This window comes from Sinomonas sp. T428B, assembly GCF_056780155.1.
Window position 1 is genome coordinate 929,688 of the sequence record NZ_JBRAZR010000001.1, and the last position, 13,913, is coordinate 943,600.

General features: G+C 70.8%; 12 protein-coding genes. 10 read left to right on the forward strand and 2 right to left on the reverse strand.

The window, feature by feature from the left end; all coding sequences use genetic code 11:
• Positions 1-9 precede the first annotated feature (9 nt).
• Genes iolD through ACUYMY_RS04380 form a run of 5 tightly spaced genes read left to right on the forward strand, consistent with a single transcriptional unit; the run spans position 10 to position 6,371 of the window.
• A complete protein-coding gene (gene iolD, locus ACUYMY_RS04360) occupies positions 10-1,962 on the forward strand; it encodes a 3D-(3,5/4)-trihydroxycyclohexane-1,2-dione acylhydrolase (decyclizing) (RefSeq protein ID WP_481704956.1) in 1,953 nt (650 codons plus the stop codon).
• A gap of 30 nt (positions 1,963-1,992) precedes the next feature.
• The gene (locus ACUYMY_RS04365; RefSeq protein WP_481702400.1) at positions 1,993-3,492 is read left to right on the forward strand and encodes a CoA-acylating methylmalonate-semialdehyde dehydrogenase; all 1,500 of its coding nucleotides are present in this window, start codon (positions 1,993-1,995) and stop codon (positions 3,490-3,492) included.
• Between the two features lie 13 nt (positions 3,493-3,505).
• Positions 3,506-4,417 (forward strand): sugar phosphate isomerase/epimerase family protein, encoded by a 912-nt coding sequence (locus tag ACUYMY_RS04370; RefSeq protein ID WP_481702401.1) that lies wholly within the window; start codon positions 3,506-3,508, stop codon positions 4,415-4,417.
• 32 nt (positions 4,418-4,449) lie between these two features.
• Positions 4,450-5,487 (forward strand): Gfo/Idh/MocA family protein, encoded by a 1,038-nt coding sequence (locus tag ACUYMY_RS04375; protein WP_481702402.1) that lies wholly within the window; start codon positions 4,450-4,452, stop codon positions 5,485-5,487.
• Positions 5,484-6,371 (forward strand): sugar phosphate isomerase/epimerase family protein, encoded by an 888-nt coding sequence (locus ACUYMY_RS04380; RefSeq protein WP_481702403.1) that lies wholly within the window; start codon positions 5,484-5,486, stop codon positions 6,369-6,371. The genes ACUYMY_RS04375 and ACUYMY_RS04380 overlap by 4 nt, the downstream gene beginning before the upstream one ends.
• Positions 6,372-6,530: 159 nt before the next feature.
• Here the strand turns inward: ACUYMY_RS04380 and iolB are convergent, their stop codons facing one another.
• Both iolB and ACUYMY_RS04390 read right to left on the reverse strand, forming a co-directional pair.
• Complete coding sequence (gene iolB, locus ACUYMY_RS04385; RefSeq protein WP_481702404.1) at positions 6,531-7,439, reverse strand: 5-deoxy-glucuronate isomerase; 909 nt, start codon at positions 7,437-7,439, stop codon at positions 6,531-6,533.
• A gap of 44 nt (positions 7,440-7,483) precedes the next feature.
• Positions 7,484-8,224, reverse strand: coding sequence for a GntR family transcriptional regulator (locus ACUYMY_RS04390; RefSeq protein ID WP_481702405.1), 741 nt, complete (start codon positions 8,222-8,224; stop codon positions 7,484-7,486).
• Positions 8,225-8,532: 308 nt separating this feature from the next.
• Here ACUYMY_RS04390 and ACUYMY_RS04395 point away from each other — a divergent pair, with 308 nt between their 5' ends.
• The 5 genes from ACUYMY_RS04395 to ACUYMY_RS04415 all read left to right on the forward strand — a co-directional run bounded on the left by ACUYMY_RS04395 (position 8,533) and on the right by ACUYMY_RS04415 (position 13,853).
• Positions 8,533-9,525 carry a substrate-binding domain-containing protein gene (locus ACUYMY_RS04395; protein WP_481702406.1) on the forward strand — a complete coding sequence of 331 codons (993 nt, stop codon included), beginning with the start codon at positions 8,533-8,535 and terminating at the stop codon, positions 9,523-9,525.
• A 75-nt stretch (positions 9,526-9,600) separates the two neighbouring features.
• The gene (locus tag ACUYMY_RS04400; protein WP_481702407.1) at positions 9,601-10,656 is read left to right on the forward strand and encodes an ABC transporter permease; all 1,056 of its coding nucleotides are present in this window, start codon (positions 9,601-9,603) and stop codon (positions 10,654-10,656) included.
• A gap of 18 nt (positions 10,657-10,674) precedes the next feature.
• Positions 10,675-11,658, forward strand: a complete 984-nt coding sequence (locus ACUYMY_RS04405; protein WP_481702408.1) for an ATP-binding cassette domain-containing protein — start codon at positions 10,675-10,677, stop codon at positions 11,656-11,658.
• A gap of 168 nt (positions 11,659-11,826) precedes the next feature.
• Positions 11,827-12,831, forward strand: a complete 1,005-nt coding sequence (locus ACUYMY_RS04410; RefSeq protein WP_481702409.1) for a Gfo/Idh/MocA family oxidoreductase — start codon at positions 11,827-11,829, stop codon at positions 12,829-12,831.
• Positions 12,828-13,853 (forward strand): Gfo/Idh/MocA family protein, encoded by a 1,026-nt coding sequence (locus ACUYMY_RS04415; protein WP_481702410.1) that lies wholly within the window; start codon positions 12,828-12,830, stop codon positions 13,851-13,853. The genes ACUYMY_RS04410 and ACUYMY_RS04415 overlap by 4 nt, the downstream gene beginning before the upstream one ends.
• Positions 13,854-13,913: the final 60 nt, after the last annotated feature.

The window sequence follows — 13,913 nt, forward strand, 5'->3', positions numbered from 1 at the left end:
ACCCGCAGGATGACGGTCTCCCAGGCGCTCGTCGAGTTCCTGGGCAGGCAGTACACCCTCGACCGCATCGGGGACAGCACGTTCCGCGAGCGGCTCATCCCCGGCATGTTCGGCATCTTCGGCCACGGCAATGTGGCCGGCGTCGGCCAGGCGCTCAAGCAGTGGCAGGTCGTGGACCCGGCGCTCATGCCGTACTACCAGGGCCGCAACGAGCAGGCCCAGGTCCACCAGGCCGTCGGCTACGCCCGGCACACCCGCCGCCGCCAGACCTTCGCCGTCTCGACGTCGATCGGCCCGGGCTCGTCCAACCTGCTCACCGGTGCGGCGCTCGCCACGGCGAACCGCCTCCCCGTCCTGCTCCTGCCGAGCGACACGTTCGCGACCCGCGCCGCGGACCCTGTCCTGCAGCAGCTCGAGCAGCCGCACGGCTACGACATCACGGTCAACGACGCGTTCCGGCCGCTCTCGAAGTACTTCGACCGGGTGAACCGGCCCGAGCAGCTCTTCTCGGCGCTCCTGCACGGCCTGCGCGTCCTGACCGACCCCGCCGAGACCGGCGCCGTGACGATCGCCCTGCCGCAGGACGTCCAGGCCGAGGTCCTCGACGTCCCCGAGGAGTTCCTCGCCGAGCGCGAGTGGCGCATCCGCCGCCCCGAGCCCGAGGCCGAGGACATCGCCGAGGCCGCCCGCCGCATCCGCGCGGCCAAGCGCCCGCTCATCGTCGCCGGCGGCGGCGTGCTCTACGCCTTCGCGACCGAGCAGCTGCGCGAGCTCGCCGAGGCCACCGGCATCCCGGTCGGCTGGACCCAGGCCGGCGTCGGCGTCCTGCCCTGGGACCACGCCCAGGCCCTCGGCGCGATCGGCTCCACGGGCACGACGGCGGCCAACGCCCTCGCCCGCGAGGCCGACCTCGTCATCGGCATCGGCACCCGGTACGAGGACTTCACGACGGCCTCGCGCACGGCGTTCCAGAACCCCGACGTCGCGTTCGTGAACATCAACGTCGCCCCGATCGACGCCTACAAGCACGGCACCTCGCTGCCGATCGTCGCCGACGCGCGCAAGGCGCTCGTTCAGCTGACAACGGCGCTCGGCGGCTACCGCGCGGGCGCGGACCTCGAGTCCTCGGTCGCCGCCGAGAAGGCCCGCTGGGACGCGACCGTCGACGAGGCGTTCGCCCAGGACCACGCCCCGCTCGTGTCCCAGAACGCGATCATCGGCGCGGTCAACCGCGTGATGGACCCGCGCGACGTCGTCATCTGCGCCGCCGGCTCGCTCCCGGGCGACCTGCACAAGATGTGGCGCGTGCGCGACCCGTTCGGCTACCACGTCGAGTACGCCTACTCGTGCATGGGCTACGAGATCCCCGGCGGGCTCGGGGTCAAGCGCGCGGCCCTCGACGAGGCGGAGCGGGCGGCCGGTCGGCCGGGCGGCACCGAGGAGGCGCCGCGCGACGTCGTCGTCATGGTCGGCGACGGCTCCTACCTCATGATGCACACCGAGCTCGTCACAGCCGTCGCGGAGGGCATCAAGCTCATCACCGTGCTCATCCAGAACCATGGCTACGCCTCGATCGGCGCGCTGTCGGAGCAGCTCGGCTCGCAGCGCTTCGGCACGAAGTACCGCACCCTGGACCGCGAGCACCACACGTTCGACGACGGCGAGAAGCTCCCGATCGACCTCGCCACGAACGCCGAGAGCCTCGGCGTCACGGTCTACCGGATCGAGCCGGGCCCGAACGCGATCGCCGATCTCGAGGCCGCCGTGGGCAAGGCCAAGGCGGCCCCGGAGGGCAGCGGGCCGATCGTGATCCACATCGAGTCCGACCCGCTCGTGGACGCCCCGAGCTCCGAGTCCTGGTGGGACGTCCCCGTCTCCGGGGCCTCCGAGCTCGAGTCCACGAAGAAGGCCTTCGAGACCTACATCGACCACAAGTCCCGCCAGAAGCCCTTCCTCGGCTGAGCACAGAATTCGCACCATTCAGGAGCAACCATGACCATCAAGACCATTCCCCACTTCCTCAACGGCGAGGAGACGAACGGCGTCGGCACCCGCACGCAGCCGGTCTTCAACCCGGCCACGGGCGAGCAGACCGGTGAGCTGCGCCTCGCGGACGCCGCGGACCTCGAGACCGCCGTCGCGAACGCCCGCAAGGCCGCGGAGTCCTGGAACGACATCTCCCTGGCCAAGCGCACCGCGGTCCTCTTCAGGTTCCGCGAGCTCGTCGCCGCGCACGTCGACGAGCTCGCCGAGCTCATCACGGCCGAGCACGGCAAGGTCATCTCGGACGCCAAGGGCGAGATCGGCCGCGGCCTCGAGGTCATCGAGTTCGCCTGCGGCATCCCGCAGCTGCTCAAGGGCGCCTACTCCGACCAGGCCTCGACCGGGATCGACGTGTTCTCCTACCGCCAGCCGGTCGGCGTCGTCGCCGGCATCACGCCGTTCAACTTCCCGGTCATGGTGCCGCTGTGGATGGCCCCGGTCGCGATCGCGACGGGCAACACGTTCATCCTCAAGCCCTCCGAGCGCGACCCCTCCCCGTCGCTGCTGCTCGCGAACCTGTGGAAGCAGGCCGGCCTGCCCGACGGCGTGTTCCAGGTCCTGCACGGCGGCAAGGAGACCGTCGACGGGCTCCTGACGCACCCGGACGTCGACGCGATCTCGTTCGTCGGCTCGACCCCGATCGCCCGCTACGTCCAGGAGACTGCCACGGCGCACGGCAAGCGCGTCCAGGCCCTCGGCGGGGCGAAGAACCACGCGATCATCCTCCCGGATGCGGACCTCGACAACGCCGCGGACCACCTCGCCGCGGCCGCGTTCGGCTCCGCGGGCGAGCGCTGCATGGCGATCTCGGTCGCCGTCGCCGTCGGCGGGGCCGCAGACGAGCTCGTCGGCAAGGTCAAGGATCGCGCCGAGGCCATCAAGGTCGCCGAGGGCACCGACCCGGACGCCGAGATGGGCCCGATCATCACGGCCGCGTCCAAGGAGCGCATAAAGGGCATCGTCACCAAGGCCGCCGACGCCGGCGCCCAGCTCGTCGTCGACGGCCGCGAGTTCACCGTCCCGGGCAAGGAGGGCGGCTTCTGGTTCGGCCCGACCGTGATCGACAACGTCGGCACCGACATGGAGGCCTACACCGAGGAGATCTTCGGCCCCGTCCTGTCCGTGGTCCGCGTCGAGACCGTCGAGGAGGCGATCGAGCTGATCAACTCCAACCCGTACGGCAACGGCACGGCGATCTTCACCTCCTCGGGCTCCAACGCCCGCAAGTTCCACCGCGGGGTGCACGTGGGCATGATCGGGGTCAACGTCCCGATCCCGGTCCCGGTCGCGTACCACTCCTTCGGCGGCTGGAAGAGCTCGCTCTTCGGCGACAAGCACATCTACGGCGAGGAGGGCGTGTCCTTCTACACCCGCGCCAAGGTCGTCACCCAGCGCTGGCCCGAGCCCACCCACGCCTCCGGCGCCTCCTACAACTTCCCGTCGAACTGAGGACTCCCGCATCATGACTGAGAACAAGGTCATCATCGGCACCGCCCCCGACTCGTGGGGCGTGTGGTTCGCCGACGACCCGAAGCAGACCCCCTGGGAGCGCTTCCTCGACGAGGTCGCCGAGGCCGGCTACAAGTGGATCGAGCTCGGCCCCTACGGCTACCTACCCACCGATCCGTCCCGGCTCGCCGACGAGCTCACGGCCCGCGACCTGAAGGTCTCGGCGGGGACCGTGTTCACGGCGTTCCACCGGGGACGTGCTCAGTGGGAGGAGGCGTGGGAGCCCGCCCGCCGCGTCGCGGAGCTGACCGCCGCGATGGGCGGCGAGCACATCGTCGTCATCCCCGCCATGTGGCGTGACGACGTCACGGGCCAGGCCGTCGAGAACGAGGTCCTCACCTCCGAGCAGTGGGACTCGCTCTTCACCGGGCACAACGAGCTGGGCCGCCGCCTGCACGAGCAGTTCGGCCTCAAGCAGCAGTTCCACTCGCACGCGGACTCGCACGTGCTCACCCAGGAGGACATCGAGACCCTCCTGAAGAACACCGATCCGGCCCTGCTCAACCTGTGCCTCGACACGGGCCACGCCGAGTACGGCGGGGCGAGCAGCGTGGACCTCATCCGCACGTACCCCGAGCGCATCGGCTACCTGCACCTCAAGCAGGTCGACCCTGGCGTCATGGAGCGGGTACGCGCCGAGAACCTCACGTTCGCCGCGGCCAACGCGGCCGGCGTCATGACCGAGCCGCCCGGCGGCCTGCCGGACCTGCGCGAGGTCATTGAGGAGGTCGAGAAGCTCGAGCGGCCGATCTTCGGCATCGTCGAGCAGGACATGTACCCCGTCGCGTTCGACGTCCCGCTGCCGATCGCCAAGCGCACCTGCACCTACCTGCTCTCGTGCGGCTCCCGCACGCGGGTCTCCTGAACACCCTCCCCGCCGTCACGAAAGGCATCTCCATGGCTGAGAACCTGCGCGTCGCCGTCATCGGCGCCGGCCGCATGGGCGCTGACCACATCCAGCGTCTGCACACGCGCATCCACGGCGCCGAGGTGGCCGCCGTCATCGACATCGACCTCGACCGGGCCAAGGCCGCCGTCGCGGACATCCGGGGTGCCGGAGCGTTCGCGACGCCGGCGGAGGCGTACGCCGCCGACCTCGAAGGCGGGCGCGTCAACGCCGTCGTCATCGCCACCCCCGGGTTCCTGCACGAGCAGGCGCTGCTCGAGGCCCTCGAGCTCGACATCCCGATCCTGTGCGAGAAGCCGCTGACCCCGGACGCCGAGTCCGCGTGGCGGATCGTCGAGGCGGAGCAGAAGCTCGGCCGGAAGCGGATCCAGGTCGGCTTCATGCGCCGGTTCGACGCCGAGTACGCCCAGCTCGGCGGGCTCGTCCGCTCGCGCGAGCTCGGCGAGCTGCTCATCCTGCACTGCAAGCACCGCAACCCGGACACCCCGGCCGGGTTCACGAACGAGATGCTCATCAACGACTCGGTCGTGCACGAGTTCGACGTGATCCGCTACCTCACGGGCGAGGAGATCACCAACGTCCAGGTCCGCCTCGGCAAGGCCACCTCGAAGGCGCCCGCGGGCCAGCACGATCCGCAGCACGTGCTCATCGAGACCGAGTCCGGCGTGCTCGCGGACGTCGAGATCTTCGTCAACGCCCAGTTCGGCTACGAGGTCGCGACGCAGGCGGCGTTCGAGGACGGGATCGTGGACATCGGCGGCGACGGCGGGCCGTACGTCCGCCGCGCGGGCCGCTGGGGCGGCCAGGTCACGCCGAGCTTCATCGAGCGCTTCGGCGCTGCCTACGACGTCGAGGTCCAGGCCTGGGTCGACGCGGCCCTGCGCGGCGAGATCGGCGGGCCCACGGCCTGGGACGGCTACGCGACCGCGGCCTGCTGCGAGGCGGGCGTCGAGGCGCAGAAGAGCGGCGAGAAGGTCGCCGTCGTCCTGCGCGAGAAGCCGGCCCTGTATGGGGGAGAAGCACAGTGAAGATCGCCCTTGACCCCACACCGTTCCACTCGACGCACTCGCTGCTCGAGTTCCCGGCCCTTGCCGCGGAGCTCGGCTACGAGTATCTCCAGATGACCCCGCACCGGGACATGATCCCGTTCTTCACGCACCCGAAGGCCGACGACGAGCTCGTCCGCCAGTTCCGGAAGGCGTGCACCGACGCGGGCGTCCAGGTCGCCTCGGTGCTGCCCGTCCTGCGCTGGTCCGGCCCGGACGAGGCGATGCGCGAGGCCGCCGTGCGGTACTGGAAGCGCGCCGTCCAGATCACCGTAGACCTCGGCTGCACCCAGATGAACACGGAGTTCTCCGGCCGGCCCGAGAAGCCCGAGGAGTCCGAGGCCTGCTTCTACAGGTCCATGGAAGAGCTGGTGCCGGTCTTCGAGCGCGAGGGCGTCCACGTGGCGATCGACCCGCACCCGGACGACTTCGTCGAGGAGGGCCTCGCCGCGCTCCGGGTCATCCGCGGCATCAACTCACCGAGCGTCGGGATGGTGTACGTCGCCTCGCACACCTTCCACATGAAGGATGAGCCGCTGACGATCATGCGGGCCGCGGGGGAGCGGATCCGGGTCGTGCACGTCTCGGACACCATGAACCACCACGCCTCCCACGGCCTGCGGTACATCACCAACCCGCCCGGGAACGACGTGCGCGTGCACCAGCACCTCAAGATCGGCGACGGCGACGTCAACTGGGACGAGTTCTTCGGCGGGCTCGGGGAGATCGGCTTCCTGGACCGCGAGGACACCGTCATGGTCTCGAGCGTGTTCGCCGAGGACGAGAACGCCCGGGAGGTCTCGCGCTACCAGCTGCGCGAGATGCAGGAACGCGCCGACAAGGCGAGGGCGGCCCTGGGCGGCTGACCCCCCCACTCCAATGGTTCTATGTGCCGCCAGCGGTGCACCCTCCAGGGTGCGCCGCTGGCGGCACTGCTGTTTCCCGAGCGAGGTGCCGCGGGCGCGCACGACGGCGGGTGCCCCACCCTAGGGGCAGGGCACCCGCCGTCGTGCGTACCGAAATGGTCAGGCCGTGAAGGGGAGGCGGGGGTCGATCGCCTGGGCGTCCCAGGTCTGGCGGACCCAGCCGTGGTGCGGGTCGTCGCTGATGAGCCACTCGCGCACGCGGCCCGGGCCGGCCATGACGTTGAGGTAGTACAGGTCGTAGCCGGGGGCGGCCATCGCGGGGCCGTGCCAGCCGTAGGGGACGAGGACGACGTCGCCCGTGCGCACCTCGGCCTGCACGTCGATCGGCCGCTCGTCGGAGGCGTAGACCCGGGCGTAGCCGACCGGGTCCCGGCCCGCAGCGGCGCCCGCGCCCTCGACCGGCGAGCCGGGGGCGAGGCGCGTCTCGAAGTAGTAGATCTCCTCAAGGGAGGTCTCGCCGTCCTTCTCCTCGTCGTGCTTGTGCGGCGGGTACGAGGACCAGTTCCCGGCCGGCGTGATGACCTCGCACACGATGAACCGGTCGGCCTCGAGCGCGGCCGGCGTGCCGAAGTTGTGCACCTGGCGCGAGCAGTTCCCCGCCCCGCGCAGCTCGACCGGGGTCTCCTCGGCGCGTACGAGCCGCGTGGGGTACTCGGCCCTGGCGGGGGCGAGGGCGACGGCGACCCGGCCGCCGTCGGGCGAGGAGATCTCCACCTCGCGCCCGATGCCGCTGTACAGGACGTCGCTCGGGCCGGCGAAGACGGAGGCGCGGCCGCGCAGCTGGTACTTCTCGCCGTCGACCGTGACGGCGAACGCGCCCTCGAGCGGCACGACGATGCGCTCCTCGGGGGCGGCGCCGAGGGTCACCGGCGCGCCCGGGGCGAGCTCGGCGACCTTGAGGCCCGTGTGCGCCCAGCCGTCGACGGCGGTCGCGGAGTCGTGTGCGCCGAGGGAGACCTGCCAGTCTCCGTCCGCAGCCGTTCCGAGGGGGTAGACCCACTCTGCCATGGGTGTCCTTTCGTCAGGGGATCGCGGTCTCGCGCTGGGCTGGTTCAGCGGGAGACCAGGGTCATCTCGAAGCTGTAAGAGTCGGCGCGGTACACGTGCCGACCGGTCTCGACGTTGCGGCCCGTGTCGTCCACGGCCGTGCGCTCCATGGTCACGAGCGCCGAGCCCGCGGCCGTCTCGAGGAGCGAGGCCTGGTACTCGTCAGCGATCGCCGCCCCGATCCGCTGGTTGGCGAGCCGGAAGTTCACCCCCGCGTCCCGCAGGATCTGGTACATGCCGCGTTCGCGCAGCCCGCCCTCGGTGAGCTCGGCGACGTCGTCCCGCACCCAGTTCTCCATGAGCGCGAGCGGCTTCTCGCCGACCGAGCGCAGGCGCGTGAAGTGGTAGACGCCGACGCCGGGCGGCAGCTGCAGCGTGTCCGCGATATCGGCCTCGGCAGGGCCGTGCCGGAACGCGAGGACCTTGGTGGAGGGGGCCTTGCCGCCGCGGGAGAGGTCGTCCCAGAGGCTCGAGAGCTCGAGGTGCCGGCGCACCTGGCTCGCCACGACCTGGGTGCCGACCCCGCGCTTGCGCACGAGCAGGCCGGCGCGGACGAGCTCGTCCATCGCCTTGCGCATCGTGGGCCGGGACAGGTTGAGCTGCGCCGCGAGCTCGATCTCGTTCTCGAGCTTGGAGCCGGGCTCGAGCGCCCCGCTGCGGATCATCGCCTCGATCCCCTGGACCACCTGGTGGTACAGGGGGACCGGGGACGAGCGGTCGATGGGGATGTTGAGGCTGGCTGCCATGACCCCTCCTTGGGCCGCGCCGTCGGGCCTGGAACGCCCGAGCCGCTTGTTTATTTGATAGGACAAATTGTCCTAGTTGATCCTAGCACTGGCAACCCCGATCCTGCGGGGGATTTCGGCCCGCTCTCCATCCAAGGCCCATGTCTGCAAGGGGTGACATACCACGGCGCCGGGCGAGGAGCGCTCCGAGATTAGTGCTTATGTGTGGACAAACTATTGACATGAGTGAGGTGGATCACTCAAGATCAAGCCAAGGCCCCCAGTCCGGCGGAGTGACCGGCGGGGCCAATGAATCGAAGGAGATTCCCTTGCCCAAGTACTCCTGGCGCCGCGCAGCCGTCGCGGCCCTCGCTGTGCCGATGCTCGCCCTTGCCGCATGTTCACCTGGAGGCCGTCAGGCTGACACAGGTGGGGGCGGGGGCGGTGGCGAGGTCGCATCGACGCCGAAGATCAAGGTCGCCCTCATCACGCACGCCGCTCCCGGCGATACCTTCTGGGACATCGTCCGCAAGGGCGCGGAAGAGGCGGCGAAGAAGGACAATGTCGACCTGCTCTACACGTCCGATCCCGAAGGCGGCCGGCAGGCGCAGCTGATCCAGCAGGCGGTGGACCAGAAGGTGGACGGAATCGCCGTCACGCTGGCCAAGCCGGATGCGCTCAAGGATGCGATCAAGAAGGCCACGGACGCGGGCATCCCCGTGGTGAGCCTCAACGCGGGCGAGAGCGTGTTCAAGGAGATCGGCGCGTTCACGCACTTCGGCTCCAACGAGAAGCTCGCCGGCGAGGCCGTGGGCGAGAAGCTGAACTCCCTCGGGGTCAAGCACCCGATCTGCGTGATCCAGGAGCAGGGCCACGTGGGCCTCGAGAATCGCTGCGCCGGCGTCAAGGCGAAGGTCCCGGCCTCGGAGACTCTCTACGTCACCGGCACGGACATGACCCAGGTGTCCTCCACCGTGACCGCCAAGCTGCAGGCGACGGCCGACGCCGACGCGATCATCGGCCTGGGTGCGCCCTACACCCTGACGATCCTCAAGGCCGTGCAGTCCGCGGGAAGCCAGGCCAAGGTGGCCAGCTTCGACATGAATGCTGAACTCGCGGGCAAGATCGCGGACGGCTCGGTGCTCTTCACGGTGGACCAGCAGCCGTGGCTGCAGGGCTACGGCTCCGTGGATGCGCTCTGGCAGGCGAGCCGCGGCGGGTTCAAGGTCGGCGGCGGGCTGCCGGTGCTGACCGGGCCGACGATCGTGGACAAGACGTCCGCGGAGGACGTCCTCAAGTTCGCCGAGCAGGGCATCCGCTAGTTCGAGGATCCGGGCCCGCGCGGCGGAGGCTCCCCGCCCCCGCCGCGCGGCCCGAACTGACAAGGAGTTCTTTCCATGGCAAGCACAGCTACATTGCCTTCGGCGCCCGCTCCCGTTGCGGACGAGCGGATGGGGCGGCGGAGCCCGCTCCAGAAGCTCCTGGGCCGCCCCGAGGTCGGGGCGCTCGTCGGCGCCGTCGTCCTGTTCGTCTTCTTCTCGCTCGTCTCGAGCACGTTCCTGCAGCCCAACGCGTTCGCGACCGTGCTGTACGGGGCATCGACGATCGGGATCATGGCCGTCGGCGTGTCGCTGCTCATGATCGGCGGGGAGTTCGACCTCTCCACCGGGGTCGCCGTGATCTCCTCGGCGCTGACCGCGTCCCTGTTCTCGTGGTACTTCAGCGTGAATGTGTGGGTCGGCGTCGGGCTCGCCCTCGTGGTCTCGCTCGCCATCGGATTCGTCAACGGCTGGATCCTGATCAAGACGAAGCTGCCGAGCTTCATCGTCACGCTCGCGACCTTCCTCATGCTCACGGGCCTCAACCTGGCCCTGACCCGGGCCATCGGCGGATCGGTCTCCTCCCCGTCGATCTCGACCATGGACGGGTTCGACTCGGCCCGGACGATCTTCGCCTCCTCGATCGTGATCGGCGGGGTGCAGGTGAACATCACGGTGTTCTTCTGGATCGCCCTGGTCGCCGTGGCCACCTGGGTGCTCATCCGCACCCGCGTCGGCAACTGGATCTTCGCCTCTGGCGGCGACGCCAATGCTGCCCGTGCCGTCGGCGTGCCGGTGACCCGGACCAAGATCGGCCTCTTCATGGCCGTCGGCTTCTGCGGCTGGATCCTGGGCATGCACAACCTGTTCGCCTTCGACGCCGTTCAGTCCGGCGAGGGCGTGGGCAACGAGTTCCTCTACATCATCGCGGCCGTGATCGGCGGCTGCCTGCTCACGGGGGGCTATGGCTCCGCCGTCGGCGGCGCGATCGGCGCGTTCATCTTCGGCATGGCCAACAAGGGCATCGTCTATGCCCAGTGGAACCCGGACTGGTTCAAGTTCTTCCTCGGCCTCATGCTCCTGCTGGCCACGATCGTGAACCTCATCGTCAAGCGCCGCGCGGAACTCAAGTAGGACAAGGACGTGACCTCCATGGCCCAGCACAGTGCGGCCCAGCACATCAGCAACAAGACCCTCCTCGCCGACGAGACGGACCCGCTCACCGACCGCCCCGTGCACCTGCTCAAGCTCGACGGCGTCGGCAAGCACTATGGCAACATCATCGCCCTGCGGGACGTGACCATGGCCGTGGACAACGGCCGCGTCACGTGCGTGCTCGGCGACAACGGCGCCGGCAAGTCCACGCTCATCAAGATCATCGCCGGCCTGCACCAGCACGACGAGGGCACCTTCACGATCATGGGCGAGGAGCGCAGGCTCTCGAGCCCCCGCGAGGCCCTCGACTCCGGCATCGCCGCGGTCTACCAGGACCTCGCGGTCGTCTCGCTCATGCCCATCTGGCGCAACTTCTTCCTCGGCTCCGAGCTCACCACCGGCTGGGGCCCCTTCAGGCGCATGGACGTGCAGCGGATGAAGGAGATCACCAAGAAGGAGCTCGCCGACATGGGCATCGACCTGCGGGACGTCGAGCAGCCCATCGGCCAGCTCTCCGGCGGCGAGCGGCAGTGCGTCGCGATCGCCCGCGCCGTGCACTTCGGCGCGAAGGTCCTCATCCTCGACGAGCCCACCGCGGCCCTCGGGGTGAAGCAGTCCGGCGTCGTGCTCCGCTACATCCTCCAGGCCCGCGACCGCGGCCTCGGGGTCATCTTCATCACCCACAACCCGCACCACGCCTTCCCCGTGGGCGACAGGTTCCTCCTGCTCAAGCGCGGACGCTCGATCGGCTACTACGACAAGAAGGACATCACCCTCGAGGAGCTCACCGCCCAGATGGCCGGCGGCGCGGAGCTCGCCGAGCTCGCCCACGAGCTCGAGCAGCTCGGCGGCCACAGCCAGGCCCTCAAGGAGGCCAAGGCCGAGGCCGCCGCGGTCGCCGCCGAGGCGCCCAAGGCCGAGGCGTCGCGGGCCGACGTACCCCAAGAAGCGGCAGAGGCCGCGGAGGCGCCCCGGGCCTGACCCCCACCCACCTCGGGCCCGGGGGACACGCACGACGGCGCGGTGCGGCACCCAGCCGCCCCGCGCCGTCGTCGTGCAACACCGCAATCGAGAGACCTTGACAGGACAAAGTCGACCGCCGGTAGGCTGACCTTGGAACGTTCCATCATTGTCGAGCAAAGGACAGGCATGACCATCAGAGTGGGCGTCGTCGGCGCCGGGATCATGGGCGCGGACCACGTGCGCAACCTCGCGGGCGCGGTGAGCGGTGCCGCCGTCGAGCTCGTCGCGGACCTCGACGCCGAGCGCGCCGCCCAGGCCGCCCGCCCCGCCGGCGCGCGCAGCACCACCGACCCGCTGGCTCTCATCAAGGCCCCCGACGTGGACGCCGTCGTCATCGCCTCGCACGACTCGACGCACGCCGAGCTCCTGCTCGCGTGCCTCGACGCCCGCAAGCCCGTGCTGTGCGAGAAGCCGCTCGCCCCGACCGTCGCGGAGGGCCGCGCCGTCGTCGAGGCCGAGGAGGCCGTCGCCGCGGAGCTCGGGCGCAGCCTCGTCTCGCTCGGCTTCATGCGCCGCTTCGACCCCGCGCACACCGAGCTCAGGCGCCGCCTCGCCGGAGGCGAGCTCGGCGAGCCGCTCGTGGCCCATTGCGTGAGCCGCAACGTCCGCTCCGCCCCGGACGCGACCAACGTCTCCGCGATCACCAACTCGGCGATCCACGAGCTCGACTCGATGCCCTGGCTCCTCGGGACCGAGGTCGCCGAGGCCGCGTGGCTGCCCGGCCGCAAGGCCACCTCGCTCGCGCCCGCCGGGCTCCAGGACCCGGCCTTCATGCTGCTGCGCATGGCGGACGGCACGCTCGTGACCCTCGAGCTGTTCCTCAACGCCGAGTACGGCTACTCGACGCGGCTCGAGCTCGTGGGGGAGCGCGGCACCGCGAGCTTCACCGAGGCGCCCCTGCTCGAGCTCAGCGCGGACCGGCGCCGCGCCACGGACTACCCCACGGACTGGCGGCCCCGCTTCGCGGACGCCTACCGGATCGAGCTCCAGGCGTGGGTCGACGCGCTCCGGACCGGCGCACCGTCGCCCCTCGCGAGCGCCCGCGACGGGCTGCGCGCCTCCGAGGTCGCCGCGGCCCTGGCCGCCTCGATCGACGCCGGCGGCGCGTTCGTGCCGGTGGTGTACGCGTGAGCGCGTTCGCGTTCCCCGCCTCCCGCGTCCCGGACCCCGCCGACGCGCCGAGCCTGCGCTGGGGCCTCGCCGGGCCCGGGTGGATCGCCGAGCGCTTCGCCGGGTCCCTCGCCCGCCACGGCACGCAGCGCGTGACCGCCGTCGGCTCGCGTTCCCCCGAGCGGGCTGCGGCCTTCGCCGGCCCGCGGGGGCTTCGCGCGCACGGCTCCTACGAGGCGCTCGCCGCGGACCCCGAGGTCGACGTCGTCTACGTCGCCACCCCGCACACGGCCCACCTCGAGGTGGCCCTCACCGCGCTCGAGGCCGGCAAGCACGTGCTCATCGAGAAGCCGCTCGGGATCAGCGCTGCCGAGGCGGAGAAGGTCGCCGAGGCCGCCCGCGCCCGCGGGCTCTTCGCCGCCGAGGCGCTCTGGACGGTGTTCCTGCCCTCGTACGACGTCGCGCGGCAGCTCGTGCGCGGCGGCCGCCTCGGCGAGCTGACCGCCGTCATCGGCGACTACGGCGAGTTCCTCCCGGAGGCCCACCGCGCCCACGACCAGGCCCTCGCAGGCGGACCGCTGCTCGACCTCGGCATCTACCTGCTCGCGCTCGCGACCGACCTCCTCGGCGAGCCGGATCGCGTCCTCGGCCTCGGGTCGGCGCTGCCCTCGGGGGTCAACGGGCAGCTCTCGGCGCTGCTCGGGTTCCCGGGCGGGGCGCAGGCCACGCTCACGACGACGATGCTCGGCTTCACACCGGCCCAGCTCACGGTCGTCGGCACGGAGGCAGCCCTCACGTTCGACGGCCCATTCAACAGCCCCGGCGGCCTCACCGTCCGGACCGCCGACGGAGCCGTGCACCGCTGGGACGGCGAGGCCGGGAGCCACGTCGACGGGCTGCACTTCCAGGCGGCGGCCGCGGCCCGCGCCATCGCCGCAGGGGAGACCGAGGTCGCCGAGCGGCCGCTCGGGCTGAGCATCCTCGCCCTGCGCGTCGCGGACGAGCTGAGGCGCCAGGCCGCGATCGTGTTCCCGGGGGAGTAGCGCGGGCGGACCGTCAGAAACTGCACAACTCGGGCCGGGATCGCCTGATCCGGGGCGGTT